Raw genomic sequence first — 23,578 nt, 5'->3', positions numbered from 1 at the left:
CACGGCCGAGCGGGACTTCCGCGTCGCCTGATGGCCACCGCCGCCGCGGTCTGTGACCCATGTCACCGGCTGTGAGTGCAGCGTGCGGTGGGTGTCAGTGCCTTCTCCCTGGTGTAGGCAGCCGGCGAGAACGGGGACAGCGCGGATGGAACAAGCTCGGGCCGGTGAGTTCGACGAGTTCGTGGCGGCCCGCTGGTCGGGTCTGTTCCACCTGGCCCGTCTGCTCACCGGGGGCGACCGGCATCGGGCCGAGGACCTCTTGCAGGAGTCCCTGGTCAAGCTGTGGTTCGTCTGGCCGAAGATCTCCGAGGAGGCTCCGGAGGCATACGTACGCAAGGTGCTGGCGCGAGCGGCGGCGCGCTCGGCCCGTCGGCGCTGGTGGGGCGAGCGCCCGGTGGAGCAGCTGCCCGACGTGGCGGTGCCGGGCGATGTGTCCGCGGCCGTGGCGGAGCGCTCGCGGCTGGAGGCCGCGCTGGCTCAACTGACGCCCCGGCAGCGGGCCGCGGTGGTGCTGCGCTATTACCAGGATCTGCCCGAGGCACAGGTCGCTCAGGCCTTGGGGTGCCCGGTGGGCACCGCTCGGTCGCATGCCTCGCGTGGGGTGGCCCGGCTGCGCCAGATCCTGGCCGATGTCATCGAGCCGGTGGGGTGAGGGAGAAGTCATGAACCACTTCGAGCGGCAGTTGGCGCAGCTGATGCGCGACACCCAGGAGCACACCCCCTACGAACCGCAGCACCAGGACCGTCTGCGGGCGGGGGTGCGGGCCCGCCGCCGTGCCCGCGCGGCACAGGCGGCCATCGGTTCCGTTCTGGCGGTCGCCGGACTCAGCGTCGGGCTGTTCCTGCTGCCCGACCGTCCGGTCAGTGTCGAGCCCAGCGCACCTCACCCACGGCCGGCCTTCAGCCCGGAGTCCTCCTCCAGTCCCTCTTCCTCACCGGACGCGTCCCCGAGCGCGACCTCGTCCGCAACCGGCTCGACGGACCCGGACGAGTCCTCCGTCGACCCCACCACCCCGCCCGCCTCGACAAGCGCTCCGGCCACGGAATCCGGGACCCCGTCCGACGACACCACCGTCAACAGCACCACGGGCACGGCCAGTGCACCGCCGCCCACGGCGACGGAGACCGTGAACGGGACGACGGGCACCGAGGAGCCGACGGCCCCCGAGTCGTCGAGCGTCGGAGCCGCCGACTAGGCCCCGTCCCCTTCCACACCCCCTCACCCAGCGCCGCGCGTGCCTTCCGTTTGCCCCGGACCAGAACGCAGACAGGAACAAACCATGAGAAATGACGGCACGCTGACAGCGGCGGGCACGGAGGGTCTGCCCCGCCCCACCCCGGTCCCCGCGCACCACCCGGAGCCCGTCCTGGACGTCGTCGTGCCGGTGTTCAACGAGGAAGCGGATCTGGAGCGCAGCGTACGGCGGCTGCACGCGCATCTGCGCGAAACGTTCCCGTATCCGTTCCGCATCACCGTCGCCGACAACGCCAGCACCGACTCCACTCCACGGATCGCCGCCCGGCTGGCCGGCGAACTGCCCGAGGCGGAGTGGATCCGGCTGGCCGAGAAGGGCAGGGGCCGTGCGCTGCGGGCGGCCTGGTCGCAGTCGCGGGCCCCGGTGTTGGCGTACGTCGACGTCGACCTGTCGACCGAACTGGCCGCGCTGCTCCCACTGGTGGCCCCGCTGATCTCCGGGCACTCGGACCTCGCCATAGGCACACGGCTGGCCCACGGCTCCCGGGTGGTGCGCGGTCCGAAGAGAGAGATCATCTCGCGCTGCTACAACGTCCTGCTGCGCTCCACCCTCGCCGTGGGCTTCTCCGACGCGCAGTGCGGATTCAAGGCGGTGCGGCGCGAGGTCGCCGAGCAACTGCTGCCCCTCGTACAGGACTCCGGGTGGTTCTTCGACACCGAACTGCTGGTGATCGCCGAGCGGGCCGGGCTACGGATCCACGAGGTGCCGGTGGACTGGGTGGACGACCCCGACAGCCGGGTCGACCTCCTCGCCACCGCGCTGGCCGACCTGCGCGGCATCGCCCGGATCGGCCGCGCCCTGGCCCGCGGCACCCTGCCGCCGGCCACGCTGCACCGGGACGCCGACGAGCCGACCCGCGGACTGGTCACGCAACTGGCGCGCTTCGCGGCCGTAGGAGCCGTCAGCACCCTCGGATACCTGCTGCTGTACGCGGTGCTGCGTCCGGCGGCGGGACCGCAGGCCGCCAACGCGCTGGCCCTGCTGGCCTGCGCCGTCGCCAACACGGCCGCGAACCGGCGGCTCACCTTCGGGCTCCGCGGCCGCAGCGGCGCCCTGCGTCACCAGGCCCGGGGTCTGGTGACCTTCCTCATCGGCCTGGCGCTCACCAGCGGATCGCTCGCCGCCCTGCACCACACGGCCCCCACCGCGACCCACCGCACCGAACTCGCCGTGCTGGTCGCCGCCAACCTCGCTGCGACGCTGCTGCGGTTCCTGCTCCTGCGGGCCTGGGTGTTCGGCACCCGGTCACCGGGACGGAGCGCCTCATGAACCCCACGAACACGACGCTCACGGCCCGGCCCACCACCGTGCCCCCGTACCGTGCCGTGCCCGACCGCCGCCGGCAGCTGCGCCGCACCGCCGAGCGCTACGGTCCGCCCTTGGCGATGTACGGCGTACTGAAGCTCATCGGCTTCTCCGTCTTCATGTACCTGCTGGACTCCGCCGGGGACTTCCGGACGAAGAACCCGCGCTTCGGCGGCGGCGCCCATCCCTGGGAAGTGCTGGCCACGTGGGACGGCTGGTGGTACCAGCAGATCGCCGCGCACGGCTACCACCCCGAACTCCGCCCGATCCCCGGAGCCACCGCACTGGTCACCATCGAGGGGAACTCGGCGGCCTTCTTCCCGCTCTACCCGGCGCTGATGCGGCTCGTTTCCGAGGTCACCGGCCTCGGACTCTACGGCGCCGGCCTGGTCGTCTCCATCGTCTCGTCCTTCGTGGCCGCCCTGGCGATCTATGCCGTGACCGCACACTTCGGCGGCCGACGGGCCGGGCTGGCCGCGGCCGGTCTATGGGCCGTCTGGCCCGGCTCCGGCGTGGAGTGGGCGGTCTACTCCGACTCCCTCTACGTCGCCCTGGCCGCCTGGGCCTGCTACGCCGTCATGACCAGACGCTGGCTCACCGCCGGTCTCCTCACCTGCGCGGCCGGGCTCAACCGCCCCACCGCCGGCGCCCTGATCGCCGCACTCGCCGTCGCCGCGCTCCTCGCGGTCCACCGGCACCGGCGCCGGGAAGGCATCCTGCGCCCATTGGCCGCGGTGGCCGTCGCCCCGCTGGGACTGCTCGGCTATCTGCTCTGGGTGGGCCACCGCATGGGCGACTACGGCGGCTACTTCAAGCTCCAGTCGGGTGCCTGGGCCCACGAGTTCGACTACGGCCGCCAGACCCTGGACGTCATCACCTCCGTCGCCGTGGGCCACAACGACTACCTCTTCGCGTGGCCCTTCGCGGACCTCATCGGCGTCGGTGTGGTCCTGCTGGCGGTGGTGCTCGTCCCGCTGCTGATCCGGCTGCGTCCGCCGGCCGTCCTGGTCGTCTACCCGGTCCTCACCCTCGCCCTGGTCCTGGGCAGCCAGCAGATCTTCGGCAACGTCTCCCGCTATCTGCTCCCGGCGTTCCCGCTGTTCATCCCGCTAGCCGTCGCCCTGCGCCGCCTCAGCCTGCCCCTCCAGTGCACGGTGCTCGGCATCGCCGCCGTCGCCTCCGGCTCGTACGCGGGCTACGTCCTCTTCGAACTCGGCGTCCCGTAACCCGGCCGACCCCACGCATCACAGAACGGACGGACGATGACCACGACCCTGCCCACTTCCGGACCGTCGGAGGCGAGTTCGGCACACCGGGCCCCGGGACAAAAACCCCAGGTCCCCGGCGCCCGGGTACGGCGGCTGCTCCACCGGCTGACCCCCGGGGACCGCCGGGTGCTGCGGCTCTACGTGTTCACGCGTCTGGGGCTGTGGCTCGTCGCCTACTGCACCGCGTGGCTGTTCCCCAAAGAGGGAGACGTCAAGACACCCGCCCCCTGGCTGTCGCACTGGGAGCAGTGGGACTGGGCGCACTACCAACACATAGCGGAACACGGCTACTTCGGCTCCTTCCCCGGGATCGATCCCGCGTCCGACAACCGCGTGGCCTTCTTCCCGGGCTTCCCGTTCACTCTGCACGCCGTACACACCGTGATCGCCGACTGGACCGCGGCCGGGCTGCTGATCTCCCTGGTCAGCGGTGCCGTGGCCGTGGTGGCGCTGGCCCGGATCGCCGGGCTGGGCCGTCCGGACGGCGCCCGGGCCGGTCAACGGGCCGTCGTCTTCCTGCTGTTGTCGCCCACCGCGGTGTTCCTGGCCGCCGGATACAGCGAGTCGCTCTTCCTCGCGTTCGCGCTGCCGGCCTGGCTCGCGGCGAAGAACCGCAACTGGCTCCTCGCCGGCCTCCTCGGGGCGGCGGCCACCACCACGCGGGTCAGCGGACTGTTCCTGGCCACCGCTATCGCGGTCGAGTTCCTGACGGCCAGCGACGGCCACCGTGGCACGCGGCGACTGCGCGCGCTGTCCTGGTGCGCGTTGCCCGCCGTGCCCGCCGCGGCCTACACGGTCTATCTGCACGCGCACACCGGAGACTGGCTGGCCTGGAAGCACGCCCAGGAACGCGGCTGGTACCGGGACTTCCACACCCCGGCCGAAGCCTTCCGGCACACCTGGCAGAACGCCTTCGGCCACCTCCAGAACACCGGCTACGCCTGGGAGTTCCAGCTGGAGCTGGCAGGGATGGCGACCGGGCTGCTGCTTCTGTCCTTGCTGCTGTACCGGCGCCGCTGGCCGGAGGCCGTGTTCATCGCGCTCAACCTCTGGGCCCTGGGAACGTCCTACTGGTATCTGTCGGTTCCCCGCGCCGCCCTGCTCTGGTGGCCCCTGTGGACCGGCCTGGCCCACTGGAGTCTGCGGCGCGACTGGGTCAGGGACGCGTATCTCGCCATGGTGGCACCGCTGATGGTGGTCCTCGCGGTGACGTTCACTTCGGGCCGCTGGGCCGGCTGACCGAATGGAGACCGCCCCGAATCGGTGGCCGAGTGGGACGCCGTCCACGGGGTATGAGTGGCTACCGTGACAGCCGACAGTGAGCGACACTCTGCGGAATCGTGCGGAATCTGTGCCCGGCCGGTGCCCCCCGATCAGATGGAGTCGAAACACCAGGCTCTGACAGAACAGCTTTGGGGAGGGCCCTCTCCGTCCGCCGGCCCTCTCGATGACACCGCCCGCAACTTGTCGAGCGCCATGGAGGCGTGGCGGTGCGACCGCTGCGGGCGCTGGATCTGCAACGACTGCATTCTGCCCTTCGTGATCAAATCCCGGGCTCGCAAGATGCGGCACCGCGACTGCGGCGGGATATTCAAGGCACCCGACGCACCGGCGTGGATCGGCGTCGACGGCCAGCGTGCCGTCGCACCGGGGTCGTGGAGGGCCCGGTTCGGAATCCGAACGCACTGAGCGTCCGCGCGCGGGGACGGCCAGGCCCGCTATGGCCCGCTGTGGATCAGCGGAGCCCAGAGGTCGGGGTGGGTGGGGTGCTGGGCGCGGAGGGTGTGGGTGACCTGGTGCAACGCCTGGGCGACGTCGACCGCGGTGGGGCTCGGCGGAAGGGCTCGGTAGAAGGCGTGGGCGGCGGTGGCGGCGATGTCGTCGGCCAGGGGCCAGAGGGTCGCGATGACGTGCCGGAACCCCGCCAGCTGGAAGGCCGACGCCAGGTGGATGGACTCCTCGGCGTGCTGCCAGCCCCGGTGCGCGGTCGAGCACGCGGACAGATAGGCGAGTTCGGCGTCGGCCAGCTGGAGCCTACTGATCTCCGGGATGGTCAGGGTGCCGTCGTACAGCCGTAGTCCTCCCTCCGAAGGGGCGGAGAGATTGGCGCCGGCGTGGCACGCGAAGTGAGCCCAGGTGGACTCGGGAAGGTGGGCCAACACCTGGCTGACGGTGGCGTCCTCGTCGGACAGCAACGGTGCGTCGGGGGCGCGGCTGTGCAGGTTGTCCGCCTCGGCGATGCTGCCGGGAAGGTCGCCGAGCCCCGGAGTGCGGGCCAGGGCTACGACGAGCTGGCGCCGGGTGAGGGCGGTGGGCCGGGCGTGCGCGTGGGCGAGCGCCCTCAGGGTCGACGTGTAGGACGACACGACCGCGTCGAGGGCGCCGGGCCGGCCGGGGTGCCCCGCGGCATGCAGGGGAAACAGACCGATGAGGCCGGTGGGCAGCCACCACACCCTCGGCCGCGGATCCGTGGCGGGGAGGGCACGGACCACCGGCTCCACGATCGTGTCCCACAACCAGCCCAGGATCTTCGGCAGGACGTTGCGCCGCAGCACTCCGGCGAAACCGCCGGTTTCGTGGATGGCTTCCAGCAGAGCCTCGCCGTAGGCGTGTACGTCGCTGTGGACGAGGTCCGGCAGAGGCACGGTCAGCGGGTCGCCGCCGGGGCCGAGGAGGATCGCGTCCCCGCGCCGGCGACCGGAGTTGACCATGACCACGGTGCCGTCGGCTGCGGCCGTGCGCAGCTCGCCGAGGCGTGGCGGGAGGAGGAAGCGGCGGAAGGCGGGGTTCCGGCGGATCTCGGTGAGCAGTTCGTCGTGCCGGGTCCAGGCCCGGGCCCGCTCCTCCGTCGGGCCGGGCGTGGGCCTGTTGAGCTCGTCACGGACCTGGCGGAATGCCGTGGCGAGGTCGGGCAGCGCCTTGTCGAGGTCGGTGAGATCCGTGCGGGAGTCCAGCTGTGCGGCGAGCAGGACCCCCCTGCCGAGCTCGGCGATCTCCAAGGCACCGGTCGGGTCGCCCAGCGCGCAGTGGGCGGCGACGGCCTCGCTCACCAGGCCGAGATGGCTGCCGAGACGGTGCTCCTGGTCGCTCCACGCGGCATCCCTGGCGGTGACCGTCGGCAGCAACGCCACCGCGGCGTCGAGTACGTGCACGGCGGTGGCGTGCTCGCCCATCGCGTGGGCGAGCGTCCCCACGGACCGGCCGACCCAGACCCGGTCCTGCGGTGCCCCGGCCACGACCGAGGCGACATCCTGAACCAGCGTGCGCAACGCATCGTGGTCAGGGGGCGACTCGCCCGTGTCCAGCCCCAGCAGATGGGCGTGGCTGAGGTTCGTCAGGAAGATCGGGCGTCGTGCGTGGCCCTCGGGGGCGGCGGCGACCGACTGTTCGAGGAGGTCGATCGCCCGCTCCAGGTCGGCGGGCTCCCGGTCGCGTTCGTACCTGCGTACGTAGCTGGAGGCGAGGTCGGACAGGGTGCCCGGCCGCGTGGCGTGTCCTTCCGGCATGGCCGCGACGGCACGTTCGTAGAGGGTGATGGCCCGCGTCAGATCGGCAGGTGCTCCGGCACTCTCGAAGCGGTTGAGAAGGGCGTGGGCGAACTCCGCCAGCCGCATCGGCTGTTCGAAGTGGCCGTCCGGGCTCTCGGCGAGTGCCTCCTCGAGAAGGTCGATGGCGTGGTCCAGCTGGGACGGTGCTCCGCTGCGGCGGTGCCGCAGCATGTGGGCGACACCGAGGTTGGCCAGGATCGTGGACCGCGCGATGTGTCCCTGCGGAACGTTCGGGAGGGCCCGCTGATCGAGCTCGATGGCGCGGTCCAGGTCGGCGAGGACGCCGCCCGACTCGAAGCGCTCGACGTAGGCGCGTCCCAGGTTGGACGCCAGTGCCGGGGCGTCGGGGTGCCCGTCCGGCAGGGACGACGCGGCCCGTTCGAGCAGGGCGATCGCCCGGTCCAGGTCGACGGCCGCGCCGTGGCGCTCGTAGCGCTCCCGGTGTGCCACACCGAGGTTGGACAGCCGTTGGGCAAGAGCGGGGTCGCCGTCTCGGGTGACGGCCACGGCCCGTCCGATGCACTCGATGGCCCGGTCCAGATCGCCGGTCGCTCCGGCACGCCGGTAGCGGGTCAGGTGGGCGAGGCCGAGGTTGGACGTCCGGACGGCCCTCCTCGGATGGTCCTCGGAGGTCTGTGCGACAGCCTGCTCCTGGCACCGGATGGACTGGTCGAGATCGGCCGCAGATCCGCCGGTCTCGAAGCGATACAGGTAGGCGCCGCCCAGGTTGGACAGGATGCCCGCCCGGTCGGAAGCCGGAGCGCGGGTGATCGTCAGCACCCGCTCGAACAGTGCGATCGCTCGGTCCAGGTCGGCGCCCAGCCCGCGGTGGCGGTAGCGCTCCCGGTGGGCGAGGCCGAGGTTGGACAGAGCGGTGGTCAGCTGCTCGTCGTCGGGGGAGGACTCCACCGCCTGCTCGATGAAGCCGATCGCACGGTCCAGATCGGCTGGCACACCGTGAGCCCCGAAGCGTTCCCGGTAGACGAGGCCGAGCTGGATCAGCCGGGTCGGACGTTCGGGGTCGTGGTCGGGGGTGTTCGCCAGCGCGAGCTCGAAGCAGGTGGCCGCCTGGTCGATGTTGTCGGCCCCGTCACCCCGGTCGTAGCGCTCCAGCCAGTCCATGCCGAGCTCGGCCAGCTTCTGGCTCTGGTACGACGCACGTGCTCTCCTGCGTCTCCACACGGATGCCATCGGACCGGCTCACTCCGGGGTGTGGCTCGCCCGGTGGAAGCGGGCGAAGAGCCTGGCCGCACAGGTGTGGCAGATCACCCAGCCGCCCTTGTCGGGGCGGGGCGGGCACACCGGGTCGCCGTCGACGAACCCGTTGCCGCGGAACTCACCCATGCGGTCCTCGGGAACGGTGAAGGTGAACTCACCGGAGTACATGCTCGCCCGGCAGAGGTCGCAGGAGTCCATGACGGCCTCCGGCGTCACATTCGCCGGCCACCGGCCGAAGACCTGCTCCCACCCCGCGGCGGCGAACAGCACGCACCCGGAAGGATCCACCTTGCCCGAGCCGGGAGGCCTGGTGTTCCGGACAGCGTGCGACCGCCCGGAATCGCGGTCGAAGACGAACATCTCGCTACAGTCCTCGCAGATGCTCCACGGAGACTGCTGACCGGCTGTCGAATGCAGGGAGTCCTGGAAAAACTGGAGCAGTTGTCCGTCCGCCAAGCCGAACGCGTCCACCATCGGCTTCGATTGCTCGAAAGCGGCCTTCCAGTACGCCCTGGAGAGCACGACGTCCCGCGTCGAGACGAAGTATCCGGCCGTACGGTCCAGCACGGCGTTGCACGAGTCGCAGACTCCAGTGGGCGCCGCACCGACCGACCTACGGCGCTGCACCAAGCCCTTGAACCATCCCACTTGCTCGTCCCCCTCCGCCTGATCGCGCCGCCGATCGTTCCCCGGCCGCAACACGACACACCACAGGGCCCGACAGGCCCGATAGGCTCGTCAACCAACGCCAACCGTAGCCGGGTTGGCGCGGAGAGAGGGCTGAGTGGGTCGTGGTCGAGCGGCACGTTGACGAAGAACGACTGGCCATCACCGTGTTGTGCACCGCGCTGCCGGCGTTGCGCGTCCGTGCCGCGCGCGGGTTCTGGGAGGACATCCTCGATCGCCACGTCGCCGAGGTCTCCGCAGGCGGTTCCGCGGTCGCGGCGTGCCGCGAACTGGCCCTGGACCTACGCCCCGACGGCAGACCGGGGACGCGCGGCGGCGAGTCCGGCATCGACGGCGCGACCACCGACTGGCTGCCCCCGCCCGTACTCATGGGCGACTACGTATGCCCGCTACGACGCTGTGCGCGCCGCGCCGACCGGGACGACCACGGCCGACCGCCCCGCTGCGCGCTGTCGGACGAACACATGACGTTCGTACGCCGGGCCGCGGACCAAGGGCCCTGATGAGCGCCCTGATGGTCGAGGTGACCAGGCGCCTGCCCGACCGATGGCTCGCCTCGACCCTGGGACCGGGCGCGCTGTGGGTCACGGTCGCCGCACTTGCGGTGCGGCTCGGCCACTCCCACGCCTTCTCCTTCGCCGAAGTCAAAGCCGGCGCACGGTCGGTGGGCTCCCTCGTACGAGACCGCCCGGCGGAGGCGTTCGCGTACGGGCTGCTCGCGGTGGGCGCCGCCGTCGCGATCAGCTCGGTGGCACGCCTGGTCGGCGGCGCCGTACGAGCGCTGTGGCTCGGGCGCTGGCGCGGCCCGCTGGCAGCGCTCGGCGGCAGGCTCACTCGGTGGCGGGCCGGCAGGGCACGGGCACGGCTTCGTACGGCACAGACGTGGTTGCCCGCCGACTACCTGCCGCAGACGGCCACCTGGATCGGCGACCGGCTGCTCCTGGCCGACACCAGGATCAGTGCCCAGTACGGGCTGTCCCTCGCGCTCATCTGGCCCCGACTGTGGCAGCTGGTGGACGACGACACCCGGGCGCTGGTCCAGCAGGCGCGGGCCCGTATCGATCTGGCCTGCACGATCGCCGGGTGGGCCGCGTGTTACGCGGTCCTGACGGTGTTCTGGTGGCCGGCGGCGATCGTGGCGGGCGTGGTGTTCGCGGCGGGCTGGCGACGCGCCCGGCTCGCGGCGGCTGTCTTCGCCGACGCCGTCGAGGCCACGGTGGACCTCCAGCACCGAACCCTCGCCGAGGAGCTCGGCCATCACCTGGAGCCGGGCAAGGCGCTACCGCCGTCCGTCGCCGACGCGATCAACGACCAACTGCACAAGGGAGGTACGCCCCAGCAGCGGGGCGAGGCGTGAGTGTCAGCGTTGGCTGTGAGATGCCTGTTCACCTGGAGCCCTTCCGGACCGGCAACGGTTCCATCACGGCAAGGATCTTGAAGCAACCCGTAACCAGGCCGGCGGTGGGCGGTTGGTAGCGGTGGGGGGCGGCCTGCTGTCTGCGTGTGCGGTCCCCTGCGCCAAGCGCGCGAGCAAGGTCGGGTGTCGGATGTCGGGCGGTGCTGCCGGGACTCGGGCACCCCTGGACAGCCGGAGGACAGGGAGCCGTGACCGTGACCGAGTCTGCGCCCGGGGGAATCACCGAGTCGGCGGGCGTGTCCATGGTGCGCCAGTCCGCGGGGACGGGCTCCGTGCACGAGGGGATCCTGCGGCGCCAGTCGGCGCGCGAATCGGCGGCGCGCACCTACGCGCGCGCCCTGCCGATCGTGCCCGTGCGGGCACGCGGACTGACCATCGAGGGCGCGGACGGACGCCGCTACCTCGACTGCCTTTCCGGCGCCGGAACCCTCGCCCTGGGGCACAACCACCCCGTCGTCCTGGAGGCGATCCGCAACGTTCTCGACTCCGGCGCGCCGCTGCACGTCCTCGACCTGGCGACACCCGTCAAGGACGCCTTCATCACCGAGCTGTTCCGCACCCTGCCGCGCGGCCTCGCCGACCGCGCGCGCGTGCAGTTCTGCGGACCGGCCGGCACGGACGCGGTGGAGGCCGCCTTCAAGCTCGTACGGTCCGCCACCGGGCGCACCGGGATGCTCGCCTTCACCGGCGCCTACCACGGGATGACCGCCGGCGCCCTCGAAGCGTCCGGGCACGCCTTCGACGTGCGGGTCACACGGCTGCCCTATCCGCAGGACTACCGCTGCCCGTTCGGCATCGGCGGCCCACGCGGTGCCGAACTCGCCGCCCGCTGGACCGAATCCGTTCTCGACGACCCGAAGTCCGGGGTGCCGCGCCCCGCCGGGATGATCCTCGAACCCGTGCAGGGCGAGGGCGGGGTGATGCCCGCGCCCGACACCTGGATGCGCCGTATGCGGGAGATCACCGCCGCTCGGTCCATCCCGCTGATCGCCGACGAGGTCCAGACGGGAGTCGGGCGCACCGGCGCCTTCTGGGCGGTCGAGCACAGCGGAGTCACCCCCGACGTGATGGTCCTCTCCAAGGCCATCGGCGGCAGCCTGCCGCTGGCGCTCGTGGTCTACCGCGACGACCTCGACGTCTGGGAACCCGGCGCCCACGCAGGCACGTTCCGCGGCAACCAGCTCGCCATGGCCGCCGGGACGGCGACCCTCGCCTACGTCCGCGAGAACCGACTCGCCGAGCGGGCTGCCGATCTCGGCACTCGGATGCTTTCCCAACTTCACTCCCTTGCTGATGAGTTCCCTTGCGTGGGCGATGTGCGGGGGCGGGGGCTGATGATCGGGGTTGAGCTGGTGGATCTGGAGGCGGAGGCGAGCGCGGAAACCGAGCCGGGGGCTGAGGGGGAGGGGGGTGTCGGGGGCGATCCGGCGGGAGGCGGTGTGGGATTGAGGAGCGGTTCGGATCCTGCTGACGGTCGGGCAGGCGCGGGGGCGACGGCACGCGACCGCTCTGACAGGGCAGTTGGCCCTACGGATGCTCAGGGAGCCGTTCGTGCCCCTCGTCCCGCCGCTCCCGACATCGCGGCCGCCGTACAGCGGGAGTGCCTGCGCCGAGGCCTGATCGTCGAACTCGGCGGTCGGCACTCGAGCGTCGTACGGCTCCTGCCGCCACTGACGATCAGCGACGAACAGGCGGCCGCGGTGCTCGACCGACTGGCCGACGCCGTGGCCGCGGTGGCCCGCGGTCACACCCGTCCCGACGAGACGCACCAGTCGCGCCGACGTAACGGCGCCCGTGCCGAGCGAGCGGGGTAGGCCCGGCGACCAGGGCGCGGGCCGACCCTGAACGTCCGTGCGCGCACCGCTGGTTCGGGCACCGGCCCGCCGCCCGGTCGGCCCTTTCGCACATGCCGTCTCACCTCCATATCTCGTCGCGCAACGAGCCAGAACCGCCTCACGAGGAACTGCGTTGAACACCACCCCCGCACCCGACGCCGACGCCCACGACCACGCCCACACGGATCCGCGACGCTCCACCGAGCCCGGGAGTCCCCTGACGGCGACGGACGAGCCGACCTCCCCGTCACCCGCAGAGCGGCCCGAAAGGGTCCCGGAGCAGGGCGGAGCTCCCGACCGGGAAGGCCCACCCGAGCAGGACGGAGCCCTCGACGCCGGACGGCCACACGGTGCCGCCGTCGACCTCCTGGAACATGCCGACCCGCACACGGCGGCCCAGGCCGCGGCCGTAGAGAACCTGCTGCGCTGCTGGGTACGCGAGACCGACCTCCCCGCTCCCGACACCGACACTCTCCGCATCCCCCTGCCGGCCAGCGGCACGACCCTGCTCGTCCCGGTCCACTACTGGTCCCGGACGGGCTGCCACCGCTTCGGCTCGCCCCGCCTTGCCGACGCCCCGGAGACATCCCCACCGGCCGACGCCGTCACGGTCGCGGCGCTCCTCACCAGGGAGACAACTCCGGGAGCAGGAACGGCCGACGAGCCTGCCACGGCCTCCGACGCCAGCCCCAACCCTGCCGAGAGCACCGCCCCCGACACCGCCGATCGCACCGACCTCATCGCCCGCGTCGCCGACTCCGTCCGACTGACCACCTCCTTCATCACGGACCGCCGGCAGCACCCATCCGACGTGCCCGATGTCTTCCTCGCGGCTGAACAGGCACTCCTCCTCGGCCACCCGCTGCACCCGACCCCGAAGAGCCGCGGAGGTCTTTCCGAGGGCGAAGTACAGCGGTACTCACCCGAGCTGCGCGGCTCCTTCCCCTTGCACTGGCTCGCTGTCGCCTCCTCCTTGCTCGCCACCGACTCCGCCTGGACCGAACGCGGCCGCCCCGTCCCGGCGCTGAACCTCACAGCACGACTGGCCGAGGCGGAACTGCCTCTGCCCGACGGCTACGCAGCCCTCCCGCTGCATCCCTGGCAACTGCGCGAGGTCCGCCACCGCCCCGAGACCGCGGAGCTGCTCGGCACAGGACTGCTCCGTGACCTCGGCGAGCACGGCGTTCCGTGGCATCCCACCTCCTCCGTGCGAACCGTCTACCGTCCCGACGCCCCCGCGATGCTCAAGCTGTCCCTGGGGCTGCGCATCACCAACTCCCGTCGGGAGAACCTCCGCAAGGAGCTCCACCGCGGCGTCGAGGTCCACCGTCTGCTGCGCAGCGGCCTGGCCAAGCAGTGGCAGGCGGTCCACCCGGGCTTCGACATCGTCCGCGACCCGGCCTGGCTCGCCGTGGACGCGCCGGACGGCCACCCCGTGCCCGGCCTCGACGTGATGATCCGGCACAACCCGTTCGGCCCTTCGGACGACGTCTCCTGCATCGCAGGACTCGTCTCGCCCAGGCCCTGCCGTCCATCGGGCAGGGCCGGCCACTCCACGTCCGGCGGGCCGTGGGGAGCACCCGTCAGGTCCCGGCTGGCCGAGGTGGTCACGCGCCTCGCCGACCGGACCGGTCGCCCACGGGGCGCGGTTGCCGCCGAGTGGTTCCTCCGCTACCTCGAACAGGTCGTCCGCCCCATCCTCTGGCTGGACGCGGAGGCGGGGATCGCGCTGGAGGCACACCAGCAGAACACGCTGCTCCTGCTGGACGCCGACGGCTGGCCCACCGGCGGCCGCTACCGGGACAACCAGGGCTACTACTTCCGCGAATCCCGGCGCGCGGAACTCGAAGCCCGGCTGCCCGGTGTCGGCCGGCACAGCGACACCTTTGTCTCCGACGAGGTCACCGACGAGCGCTTCGCCTACTACCTGGCGATCAACAACGTGCTCGGTCTCATCGGTGCGTTCGGCTCCCAGCGCCTCGCCGGTGAGCAACTGCTGCTCGCCGCCTTCCGCCGATTCCTCGGCGAGGTCGCTGCCGGCCCAGCACGCTTGCGCAGCTCAATGCCCGCCCGCCTCCTCGACTCACCCGTGCTTCGTTGCAAGGCCAACCTGCTGACCCGGCTGCATGGCCTCGACGAGCTGATCGGCCCGGTCGACACCCAGTCCGTGTACGTCACCATCGCCAACCCCCTCCACTCCTGAACATCGCCAACTCCCTTCAATTCCGAGGAACATGCCCCACCCTGCCTGATGAGAGGAGCGTCGCAGTGCCTCCCACCGACGCGAGCGCCGACGCCGGTACCGCAGCTGTCACCGAATGCGGTCCCGCCCCCGCCGACCAGAGCGGCACCCGCCCAAGCCCTGATGCCGGCGAGGGCAGCACCGGGACGAGCGACCTCCCGGGGACGGACGCCGAGGACACGCTCGACCTCCGGCTGCCCGACGAGTTCATCGCGCTCCTCGCGAAGGAACGGGCCGACGCGGAGAAGCAGACGGACGTGTACAGGCAGGCGGATGCGGACGAGCAGGCGGATGCGGGCGAGCAGGTGGATGCGGGCGAGCAGGCGGACGTGGACGAGCAGGCCAACGTGGAGAAGCACACGGACGCGTACGAACAGGCCGACGCAGGGGGCCGGACGTGCGCTCATGCCGCGGGCCGGACGGACGCGCAGGTGCACACTCACGCCGGGAGGCGAGCGGATGCACTTGAGCGGGCCGAGGCAGGGAGGCACGCCGACACCGAGGGGAAGCGGAGCCGCGGTGCGGACGCGCCTCCTTCCGTCTCTTCCACCCAGACCGACCACGATCTGCTCGACCATGACCTGCTCGACCATGACCTGCTCGACCGCGTCGCCGACTGGGGGCCGACCGTCACGCCCGTCGGCCTGTTCCAGTTCGTCCCCGTGAGCGTCGAGCGGGACCTGCCGCTCATCAGCCACTGGATGAACGACCCTGCCGTGGCAGCATTCTGGGGGCTGGGAGGATCCCAGAATGCGACCGAGGACCATGTGTGGGCCCAGCTCGCCGGCGACGGACGCAGCATCCCCTGCCTCGGCGTGCTGGAGGGCACGCCGATGAGCTACTGGGAGATCTACCGAGCGGACCTCGACCCGCTGGCCCGTCACTATCCCGCTCGACCTCACGACACCGGAATCCACCTCCTCATCGGTGGTGTCGCCGATCGCGGGCGGGGACTCGGCAGCGCCCTGCTCAGAGCCGTCGCCGACCTCGCGCTCGACAAGCGGCCCGCCTGCGCACGCGTCATCGCGGAACCTGACCTTCGCAACACCCCCTCCGTAGCCGCCTTCCTGAGCGCAGGCTTCCGGTTCTCCGCCGAGATTGAGCTGCCTGCCAAGCGGGCCGCCCTGATGGTCCGAGACCGTTCCCTACGCGATCTGCTGTAACGCCATGTCGTCGCGTCCTCACTTTTGGTACACCGCTCGCGCCGATCCGGTTCCCACTCGCGCCGGACCGATCTCGGACCGAGCCGGTCAGCGCCATGCGGCCCGAGGCCGGCGGCGTCCTGCCCGTGTCCGGTCGGCGTCCTGCCAAAGGCCGGTTGGTGCTGTGACAGGGCCGATCTCCGGCCACCGGTCTCCAGCCACCGACGCAATGCCCGGCTCAACCGGTCGGTGCTGGACCACGGACCCGCCTATCCCACGTACCCGACCCGATCTCGGCCCCGTATTTCCGCAGAATCGCCCCGCCGGCTCCGTTCCCGCGACCGACCCACCCGCGCACACAACCGAAACGATCCGCACCCCCACTGAGCCGCCTCCGCACCGATCAGGTCACGCCCGAACGGCAACCGATCCGATCCGATCCCCCACCGCGAATCCCGCGGTCTTGATCCAGCCCCTCGCCCCGGCCTTGACCACTCGTCTGTCAGTGGTGGGTCGTAGGGTGGTCGCCCTATGACGAAGCCCTCACTCCCCGAACTCCTGCATGCTGCCGTCACTGCCGTCGGCGGTACGGAGCGCCCCGGTCAGGTGACCATGGCCGAATCCGTCGCGCAGGCGATCGACGACACCTCCCATCTGTTGGTCCAGGCCGGCACCGGCACCGGGAAGTCGCTCGGCTATCTCGTGCCCGCGCTCGCGCACGGGGAGCGTGTCGTGGTCGCGACCGCCACGCTCGCACTCCAGCGCCAGCTCGTGGAGCGGGACCTGCCGCGCACGGTCGAGGCGTTGCACCCGCTGCTGCGCCGGCGTCCGGACTTCGCGATGCTCAAAGGCCGGTCGAACTACCTGTGCCTGCACCGCCTCCACGAGGGCGTCCCGCAGGACGAGGAGGAGGGCCTCTTCGACCAGTTCGAGGCAGCCGCCCCCACCAGCAAGCTGGGCCAGGACCTGCTCAGGCTGCGCGACTGGTCCCAGGACACCGAGACCGGTGACCGCGACGACCTCACCCCTGGTGTGTCCGACCGCGCCTGGGCGCAGGTGTCGGTCTCGTCGCGGGAGTGCCTGGGGGCCACGAAGTGCGCCTACGGCGCCGAGTGCTTCGCCGAGATGTCCCGCGAGCGCGCCAAGCTCGCCGAGGTGATCGTCACCAATCACGCGCTGCTCGCGATCGACGCCATCGAGGGCGCCCCGGTCCTCCCGCAGCACGAGGTACTGATCGTCGACGAGGCGCACGAACTGGTCTCCCGGGTCACTGGTGCAGCCACCGGTGAGCTCACTCCCGGCCAGGTCAACCGCGCGGTGCGGCGCGCCGCGAAGCTCGTCAACGAGAAGGCCGCCGACCAGCTCCAGACCGCCGCCGAGGGCTTCGAGCGACTGATGGAACTGGCCCTGCCCGGCCGTCTCGAGGAGATCCCGGAGGATCTCGGCTACGCGCTCATGGCACTGCGTGATGCCGCCCGCACCGTCATCTCCGCGATCGGATCGACCCGCGACAAGTCCGTCCAGGACGAGGATGCGGTCCGTAAGCAGGCCCTGGCCTCCGTGGAGACCGTGCATGACGTCGCGGAGCGGATCACGAACGGCTCTGAGTGGGACGTCGTCTGGTACGAGCGCCATGACCGCTTCGGCGCCTCCCTGCGTGTCGCCCCGATGTCGGTGTCGGGCCTCCTCAGGGAGAAGCTCTTCACCGACCGCTCGGTCGTCCTGACCTCAGCGACCCTGAAGCTGGGCGGCGATTTCAACGGTGTGGGTGCTTCCCTGGGACTGGCCCCCGAGGGCACGGAGGGCGACGACCTCCCGCAGTGGAAGGGCGTAGATGTCGGCTCGCCCTTCGACTACCGCAAGCAGGGCATCCTCTACGTCGCCAAGCACTTGTCGCGGCCCGCTCGAGACGGTGACCGCGCGGACATGCTGGACGAGCTGACCGAACTGATCCAGTCGGCCGGCGGCCGCACCCTGGGCCTGTTCTCCTCGATGCGGGCCGCCCAGCTGGCCGCCGAGGAACTGCGCTCCCGCATCCCCGAGTTCCCGATCCTCCTCCAGGGCGAGGAGACGCTCGGTGAGCTGATCAAGAACTTCGGGGCCGACCCCAAGACCTGCCTCTTCGGCACGCTGTCGCTGTGGCAGGGCGTCGACGTCCCGGGCCCGAGCTGTCAGCTGGTCGTCATGGACAAGATCCCCTTCCCACGCCCGGACGATCCCCTGATGAGCGCCCGCCAGAAGGCGGTGGAGGACGCCGGCGGCAACGGCTTCATGGCGGTCGCAGCCACCCACGCGGCCCTGCTCATGGCCCAGGGCGCCGGCCGCCTCGTACGGGCGTCGGGAGACCGCGGCGTGGTTGCCGTACTGGATCAACGGCTGGCCACGGCGCGCTACGGCGGCTATTTGAAGGCATCGCTGCCCGACTTCTGGTACACCACGGACCGCAACCAGGTCCGGAAGTCGCTGGCCGCGATCGACGCGGCAGCGCAACGGACGGGAGACGCGGCAGCACAACAGACGGGGATCGGCGCGGCAGCGCAAGTGGCGGGAGATGCGCCGGCGAAACAGGCGGAATAAGAACCGGCTCCGCCCCATCAGGGGTGGAGCCGGACAGCACAGGGCCCCGGAACCGGCGCAGGGGTTCCGGGGCCCGGTCAGGGGGCGGGCTTGTCGGCCCGCCCGCCGCAGCCGTCACACGCGCCGCAGCACAGCCACCACCTTGCCGAGGATGGTGGCGTCGTCGCCCGGGATCGGCTCGTACGCCGAGTTGTGCGGGAGGAGCCAGACGTGGCCGTCCTCGCGCTTGAAGCGCTTGACGGTGGCTTCGCCGTCAAGCATCGCGGCCACGATGTCGCCGTTCTCGGCGACGGGCTGGCGGCGGACCGTGACCCAGTCGCCGTCGCAGATCGCGGCCTCGATCATCGAGTCGCCGACGACCTTCAGCACGAACAGCTCACCGTCGCCGACCAGCTGGCGGGGGAGGGGGAAGACGTCCTCGACCGACTCCTCTGCCAGGATCGGGCCACCGGCGGCGATGCGGCCGACCAGTGGGACATACGACGCGGCCGGCTTGCCCGCGGTGTCCGTGGGCTGTACGGAGGCGGCCTGGTCGGAGCCGCGGACCTCGTACGCGCGCGGGCGGTGCGGGTCGCGGCGCAGGAAGCCCTTGCGCTCCAGTGCCATCAGCTGATGTGCGACCGAGGAGGTGCTGGAAAGGCCGACGGCCTGGCCGATCTCGCGCATCGACGGCGGGTAGCCGCGCCGCTGCACGGAGTCCCTGATGACCTCGATGACGCGGCGCTGCCGGTCTGTGAGGCCCGAGCTGTCAGCCCGGATGCCTGGAGGTCGGCCCGGCAGGGACCGCTTGTGCCCCTCGGGATTCGTGGCTTCGTTCATCGCATGCACCGGCTCGAGTCGGCCCTGGGAGCGGTCCTGGGCAGTGATGGTGGCACTGTCTGCGGTGGTGGTCACGTCGGCCCCTCTCGATGGTCTCCCTGCTGGACAACGGTAGTTGCTTTCGAAAGGTTGCGCCAAACACACGTTCGAGTGAAAAATCGCGGAGCGCCTTCCGCGATCATGTGTCTGGGTGTATGGCTAACGCGGCACCTGGCGGACAAAAGGGCCCATTGTTGTACTCTTCACCGCCGGGGTGACGACCTTGTGGGTTGTTGCGCCAGTCTGCCATCAGGCATCCCGTCAACCCGGAACCGACCCTCATCTGTGCGGGAGTCGCACGACCTCTCCCTGCGGTGCCCACGGTATCCCCGCATGTGTCGCAGCGGTACGGCTGTGCATCCGCGCGCGCCGAAGTGGCGGCGCTGCCGTATGGCATGTGCCAGTACGGGCGCGACACGCGCGAGTGGCTTGCATGTATGAGCCAATCCCCACATGTAGTGGTTGGATTGCAGCAGCAGCCCAGAAGTTGTGGTCCCCCGGGTCTTCGGGCCCTCGATCATCGCCTATGCTGGGGGCTGCTTCGAGGGGCCCAAGTGGCCTTTCGAGGCTATTGAGTCTGCTGTGAGGAGGGTTGGGAGTTCATGCACTGTCCCTTCTGCAGGCACCCCGACAGCCGCGTCGTCGACAGTCGTACGACCGACGACGGCACGTCGATCCGCAGGCGCCGCCAGTGTCCGGACTGCTCCCGTCGTTTCACGACCGTGGAGACGTGCTCGCTCATGGTGGTCAAGCGGTCCGGAGTCACCGAGCCTTTCAGTCGTACCAAGGTCATCAACGGCGTGCGCAAGGCATGCCAGGGGCGACCTGTCACCGAGGACGCGCTCGCCCAGCTCGGCCAACGGGTCGAGGAGGCGGTGCGGGCCACCGGAAGCGCCGAGTTGACCACCCATGACGTGGGGCTGGCCATACTCGGCCCGTTGCAGGAGCTCGACCTCGTCGCCTATCTGCGATTCGCCTCCGTCTACCGGGCGTTCGACTCGCTGGAGGACTTCGAGGCCGCCATCGCGGAACTCAGGGATGAGACGCGACGTCCCGGCGCCGACGACGAAGACGTGCGCGCGGGGAGCCAGGAAGACGATCGCGGGCCCGGAGGGACCACTCAGGTCCCCGTGCCCGCCAACGCCGCCGACTGACAGGCGGGCCGGACCCGGGCCTCAGGGCTCCGGGCCCGGCCGGTCGGCGGCGAGCGAAGACCTGTTGCGGGCGGCAGCGAGAGGTGCCCGCAGCACCAGACAGAACACCGTGTCACGGGAACATCGTGGCACTTCAGGGCGTTTTAGCCCGTACAGGGAGGCGGCATGACAGAGACGGCGAGCGGTCCGGCACGAGGTTCCCGAGCCAAGGGAACCAAGGCGACCAAGGGCCTGCGTATCGAGCGTATCCACACGACCCCCGGCGTACACCCGTACGACGAGGTGGCCTGGGAGCGCCGTGACGTCGTCATGACCAATTGGCGCGACGGCTCGGTCAACTTCGAGCAGCGTGGCGTCGAGTTCCCCGACTTCTGGTCGGTGAACGCGGTCAACATCGTCACCAGCAAGTACTTCCGCGGCGCTGTGGGCACCCCGCAGCGAGAGGTGAGCCTCAAGCAGCTCATCGACCGCATCGTGAAGACGTACCGGAAGGCCGGCGAGGACAACAAGTACTTCGCCTCGCCCGCCGACGCCGAGATCTTCGAGCACGAGCTGGCCTACGCCCTCCTGCACCAGATCTTCAGCTTCAACAGCCCGGTGTGGTTCAACGTCGGTACGCCCCAGCCCCAGCAGGTCTCCGCCTGCTTCATCCTGGCCGTCGACGACTCCATGGAGTCGATCCTCGACTGGTACAAGGAAGAGGGCATGATCTTCAAGGGCGGCTCGGGCGCCGGCCTGAACCTCTCCCGTATCCGTTCCTCCAAGGAACTCCTCTCCTCGGGCGGCAACGCCTCGGGTCCCGTCTCCTTCATGCGCGGTGCCGACGCCTCCGCAGGAACGATCAAGTCGGGTGGCGCCACCCGCCGCGCGGCCAAGATGGTCATCCTCGACGTCGACCACCCCGACATCGAGGGCTTCATCGAGACCAAGGTGAAGGAAGAGGAGAAGATCCGCGCGCTGCGGGACGCGGGCTTCGACATGGACCTGGGCGGCGACGACATCACGTCCGTCCAGTACCAGAACGCCAACAACTCGGTCCGCGTGAACGACGAGTTCATGAAGGCCGTGGAGAACGGCGACAAGTTCGGCCTGCGCGCCCGCATGACCGGCGAGGTCATCGAGGAGGTCGACGCCAAGGAGCTCTTCCGCAAGATGGCCGAGGCGGCCTGGGCCTGTGCCGACCCCGGCATCCAGTACGACGACACCATCAACGCCTGGCACACGTGCCCGGAGTCCGGCCGCATCAACGGCTCGAACCCGTGCAGTGAGTACATGCACCTGGACAACACGTCCTGCAACCTCGCCTCGCTGAACCTGATGAAGTTCCTGAAGGACGACGGCCTGGGCCACCAGTCCTTCGAGGTCGAGCGCTTCTCGCAGGTCGTCGAGCTGGTCATCACCGCGATGGACATCTCCATCTGCTTCGCGGACTTCCCGACGCAGAAGATCGGCGAGAACACCCGCGCCTTCCGCCAGTTGGGCATCGGCTACGCCAACCTCGGCGCCCTCCTGATGGCGACCGGCCACGCGTACGACTCCGACGGCGGCCGCTCCCTCGCCGGCGCCATCACCTCGCTGATGACCGGCACCTCGTACAAGCGCTCCGCGGAACTCGCCGCGGTCGTCGGCCCGTACGACGGCTACGCCCGCAACGCGCAGCCGCACCAACGCGTCATGAAGCAGCACTCCGACGCCAACGCCGTGGCGGTCCGCGTGGACGACCTGGACTCGCCGGTCTGGGCCGCCGCGACAGAGGCCTGGCAGGACGTCCTGCGCCTCGGCGAGAAGAACGGATTCCGCAACGCTCAGGCCTCGGTCATCGCCCCGACCGGCACCATCGGTCTCGCGATGTCCTGCGACACCACCGGTCTCGAGCCCGACCTCGCGCTGGTCAAGTTCAAGAAGCTGGTCGGCGGCGGCTCGATGCAGATTGTCAACGGCACCGTCCCGCAGGCCCTGCGCCGCCTGGGCTACCAGGAGGAGCAGATCGAGGCGATCGTCGCCCACATCGCCGATCACGGCAATGTCGTCGACGCCCCAGGCCTCAAGCACGAGCACTACGAGGTCTTCGACTGCGCCATGGGCGAGCGCTCCATCTCCGCGATGGGCCACGTCCGCATGATGGCCGCGATCCAGCCGTGGATCTCCGGCGCGCTCTCCAAGACGGTCAACCTGCCGGAGACGGCGACCGTCGAGGACGTCGAAGAGGTCTACTTCGAGGCGTGGAAGATGGGCGTCAAGGCGCTCGCGATCTACCGTGACAACTGCAAGGTCGGCCAGCCCCTCTCCGCGAAGACCAAGGACAAGGAGAAGGCCGAGGTCACCGCCAAGGCCGAGGAAACGATCCGTACCGCGGTCGAGAAGGTGGTCGAGTACCGCCCCGTCCGCAAGCGCCTCCCGAAGGGCCGTCCCGGCATCACGACCTCCTTCACCGTCGGCGGCGCCGAGGGTTACATGACCGCCAATTCCTACCCGGACGACGGTCTCGGTGAGGTCTTCCTGAAGATGTCCAAGCAGGGTTCCACCCTCGCGGGCATGATGGACGCCTTCTCGATCGCCGTCTCGGTGGGTCTGCAGTACGGCGTGCCGCTGGAGACGTACGTCTCGAAGTTCACGAACATGCGCTTCGAGCCGGCCGGTATGACGGACGACCCGGACGTGCGGATGGCCCAGTCGATCGTCGACTACATCTTCCGCCGTCTGGCGCTGGACTTCCTGCCCTTCGAGACGCGCTCCGCGCTCGGCATCCACTCCGCCGAGGAGCGTCAGCGTCACCTGGAGACCGGTTCGTACGAGTCGTCCGACGACGATGTCGACGTCGAGGGCCTGGCCCAGTCGGCGCCGCGCGCCCAGGAGCTGAAGGCCGTCGCCACGCCGAAGGCCGTCATCGAGGCGGCCAAGCCTGCCCCGCAGCAGGCCCACACCAGCGCCGAGCTGGTGGAGATGCAGCTGGGCATCCAGGCCGACGCCCCGTTGTGCTTCTCCTGCGGTACGAAGATGCAGCGGGCCGGCTCCTGCTACATCTGCGAGGGCTGCGGCTCGACCAGCGGTTGCAGCTGACCCGGCTGACA

16 protein-coding genes are annotated in these 23,578 nt (G+C 70.5%); 13 read left to right on the top strand and 3 right to left on the bottom strand.

Annotated features, from left to right (window positions below):
• Window positions 1-145 precede the first annotated feature (145 nt).
• The 5 genes from KCH87_RS28460 to KCH87_RS28440 all read left to right on the top strand — a co-directional run bounded on the left by KCH87_RS28460 (window position 146) and on the right by KCH87_RS28440 (window position 5,068).
• On the top strand, window positions 146-652 hold the full coding sequence (locus tag KCH87_RS28460) for a SigE family RNA polymerase sigma factor (RefSeq protein WP_210589143.1): 507 nt from the start codon (window positions 146-148) through the stop codon (window positions 650-652).
• Between the two features lie 10 nt (window positions 653-662).
• Window positions 663-1,196: a hypothetical protein gene (locus tag KCH87_RS28455; RefSeq protein WP_210589142.1), complete on the top strand. Its 534-nt coding sequence runs from the start codon at window positions 663-665 to the stop codon at window positions 1,194-1,196.
• 84 nt (window positions 1,197-1,280) lie between these two features.
• Window positions 1,281-2,525: a glycosyltransferase gene (locus KCH87_RS28450; RefSeq protein ID WP_210589141.1), complete on the top strand. Its 1,245-nt coding sequence runs from the start codon at window positions 1,281-1,283 to the stop codon at window positions 2,523-2,525.
• Between the two features lie 116 nt (window positions 2,526-2,641).
• Window positions 2,642-3,787, top strand: coding sequence for a glycosyltransferase family 39 protein (locus tag KCH87_RS28445; protein ID WP_247196975.1), 1,146 nt, complete (start codon window positions 2,642-2,644; stop codon window positions 3,785-3,787).
• Window positions 3,788-3,823: 36 nt separating this feature from the next.
• Window positions 3,824-5,068, top strand: a complete 1,245-nt coding sequence (locus tag KCH87_RS28440; RefSeq protein WP_210589139.1) for a mannosyltransferase family protein — start codon at window positions 3,824-3,826, stop codon at window positions 5,066-5,068.
• Window positions 5,069-5,547: 479 nt separating this feature from the next.
• On the opposite strand, the gene KCH87_RS28435 is transcribed toward KCH87_RS28440, so the two are convergent.
• Entirely contained in the window at window positions 5,548-8,568 is a 3,021-nt protein-coding gene (locus KCH87_RS28435; protein ID WP_210589138.1) for a CHAT domain-containing tetratricopeptide repeat protein, read from the bottom strand.
• 9 nt (window positions 8,569-8,577) lie between these two features.
• On the bottom strand, window positions 8,578-9,243 hold the full coding sequence (locus tag KCH87_RS28430; RefSeq protein ID WP_210589137.1) for a hypothetical protein: 666 nt from the start codon (window positions 9,241-9,243) through the stop codon (window positions 8,578-8,580).
• Window positions 9,244-9,386: 143 nt separating this feature from the next.
• On the opposite strand from KCH87_RS28430, the gene KCH87_RS28425 reads away from it, so the two are divergent.
• From KCH87_RS28425 to KCH87_RS28400, 6 genes are all read left to right on the top strand, one after another.
• A complete protein-coding gene (locus KCH87_RS28425; RefSeq protein WP_210589136.1) occupies window positions 9,387-9,785 on the top strand; it encodes a hypothetical protein in 399 nt (132 codons plus the stop codon).
• Window positions 9,785-10,639, top strand: coding sequence for a hypothetical protein (locus KCH87_RS28420; RefSeq protein ID WP_210589135.1), 855 nt, complete (start codon window positions 9,785-9,787; stop codon window positions 10,637-10,639). The genes KCH87_RS28425 and KCH87_RS28420 overlap by 1 nt, the downstream gene beginning before the upstream one ends.
• Window positions 10,640-10,941: 302 nt before the next feature.
• On the top strand, window positions 10,942-12,513 hold the full coding sequence (locus KCH87_RS28415) for a diaminobutyrate--2-oxoglutarate transaminase family protein (protein ID WP_210589213.1): 1,572 nt from the start codon (window positions 10,942-10,944) through the stop codon (window positions 12,511-12,513).
• A 154-nt stretch (window positions 12,514-12,667) separates the two neighbouring features.
• Complete coding sequence (locus tag KCH87_RS28410; protein WP_374199046.1) at window positions 12,668-14,737, top strand: IucA/IucC family siderophore biosynthesis protein; 2,070 nt, start codon at window positions 12,668-12,670, stop codon at window positions 14,735-14,737.
• Between the two features lie 470 nt (window positions 14,738-15,207).
• Window positions 15,208-15,939: a GNAT family N-acetyltransferase gene (locus tag KCH87_RS28405; protein ID WP_210589211.1), complete on the top strand. Its 732-nt coding sequence runs from the start codon at window positions 15,208-15,210 to the stop codon at window positions 15,937-15,939.
• Window positions 15,940-16,449: 510 nt separating this feature from the next.
• Window positions 16,450-18,495 (top strand): ATP-dependent DNA helicase, encoded by a 2,046-nt coding sequence (locus KCH87_RS28400; protein WP_210589134.1) that lies wholly within the window; start codon window positions 16,450-16,452, stop codon window positions 18,493-18,495.
• A gap of 114 nt (window positions 18,496-18,609) precedes the next feature.
• Here KCH87_RS28400 and lexA read toward each other — a convergent pair whose 3' ends face one another.
• Window positions 18,610-19,389, bottom strand: coding sequence for a transcriptional repressor LexA (gene lexA, locus KCH87_RS28395; RefSeq protein WP_210589133.1), 780 nt, complete (start codon window positions 19,387-19,389; stop codon window positions 18,610-18,612).
• Window positions 19,390-19,955: 566 nt separating this feature from the next.
• On the opposite strand from lexA, the gene nrdR reads away from it, so the two are divergent.
• Both nrdR and KCH87_RS28385 read left to right on the top strand, forming a co-directional pair.
• Window positions 19,956-20,507, top strand: a complete 552-nt coding sequence (gene nrdR / locus KCH87_RS28390; protein ID WP_210589132.1) for a transcriptional regulator NrdR — start codon at window positions 19,956-19,958, stop codon at window positions 20,505-20,507.
• Window positions 20,508-20,672: 165 nt separating this feature from the next.
• Entirely contained in the window at window positions 20,673-23,567 is a 2,895-nt protein-coding gene (locus tag KCH87_RS28385) for a vitamin B12-dependent ribonucleotide reductase (protein WP_210589131.1), read from the top strand.
• Window positions 23,568-23,578 lie beyond the last annotated feature (11 nt).

This window comes from Streptomyces sp. GESEQ-35 (assembly GCF_017948485.1).
GTDB lineage: Bacteria > Actinomycetota > Actinomycetes > Streptomycetales > Streptomycetaceae > Streptomyces.
This window is presented reverse-complemented; position numbering and strand designations above follow the sequence as displayed.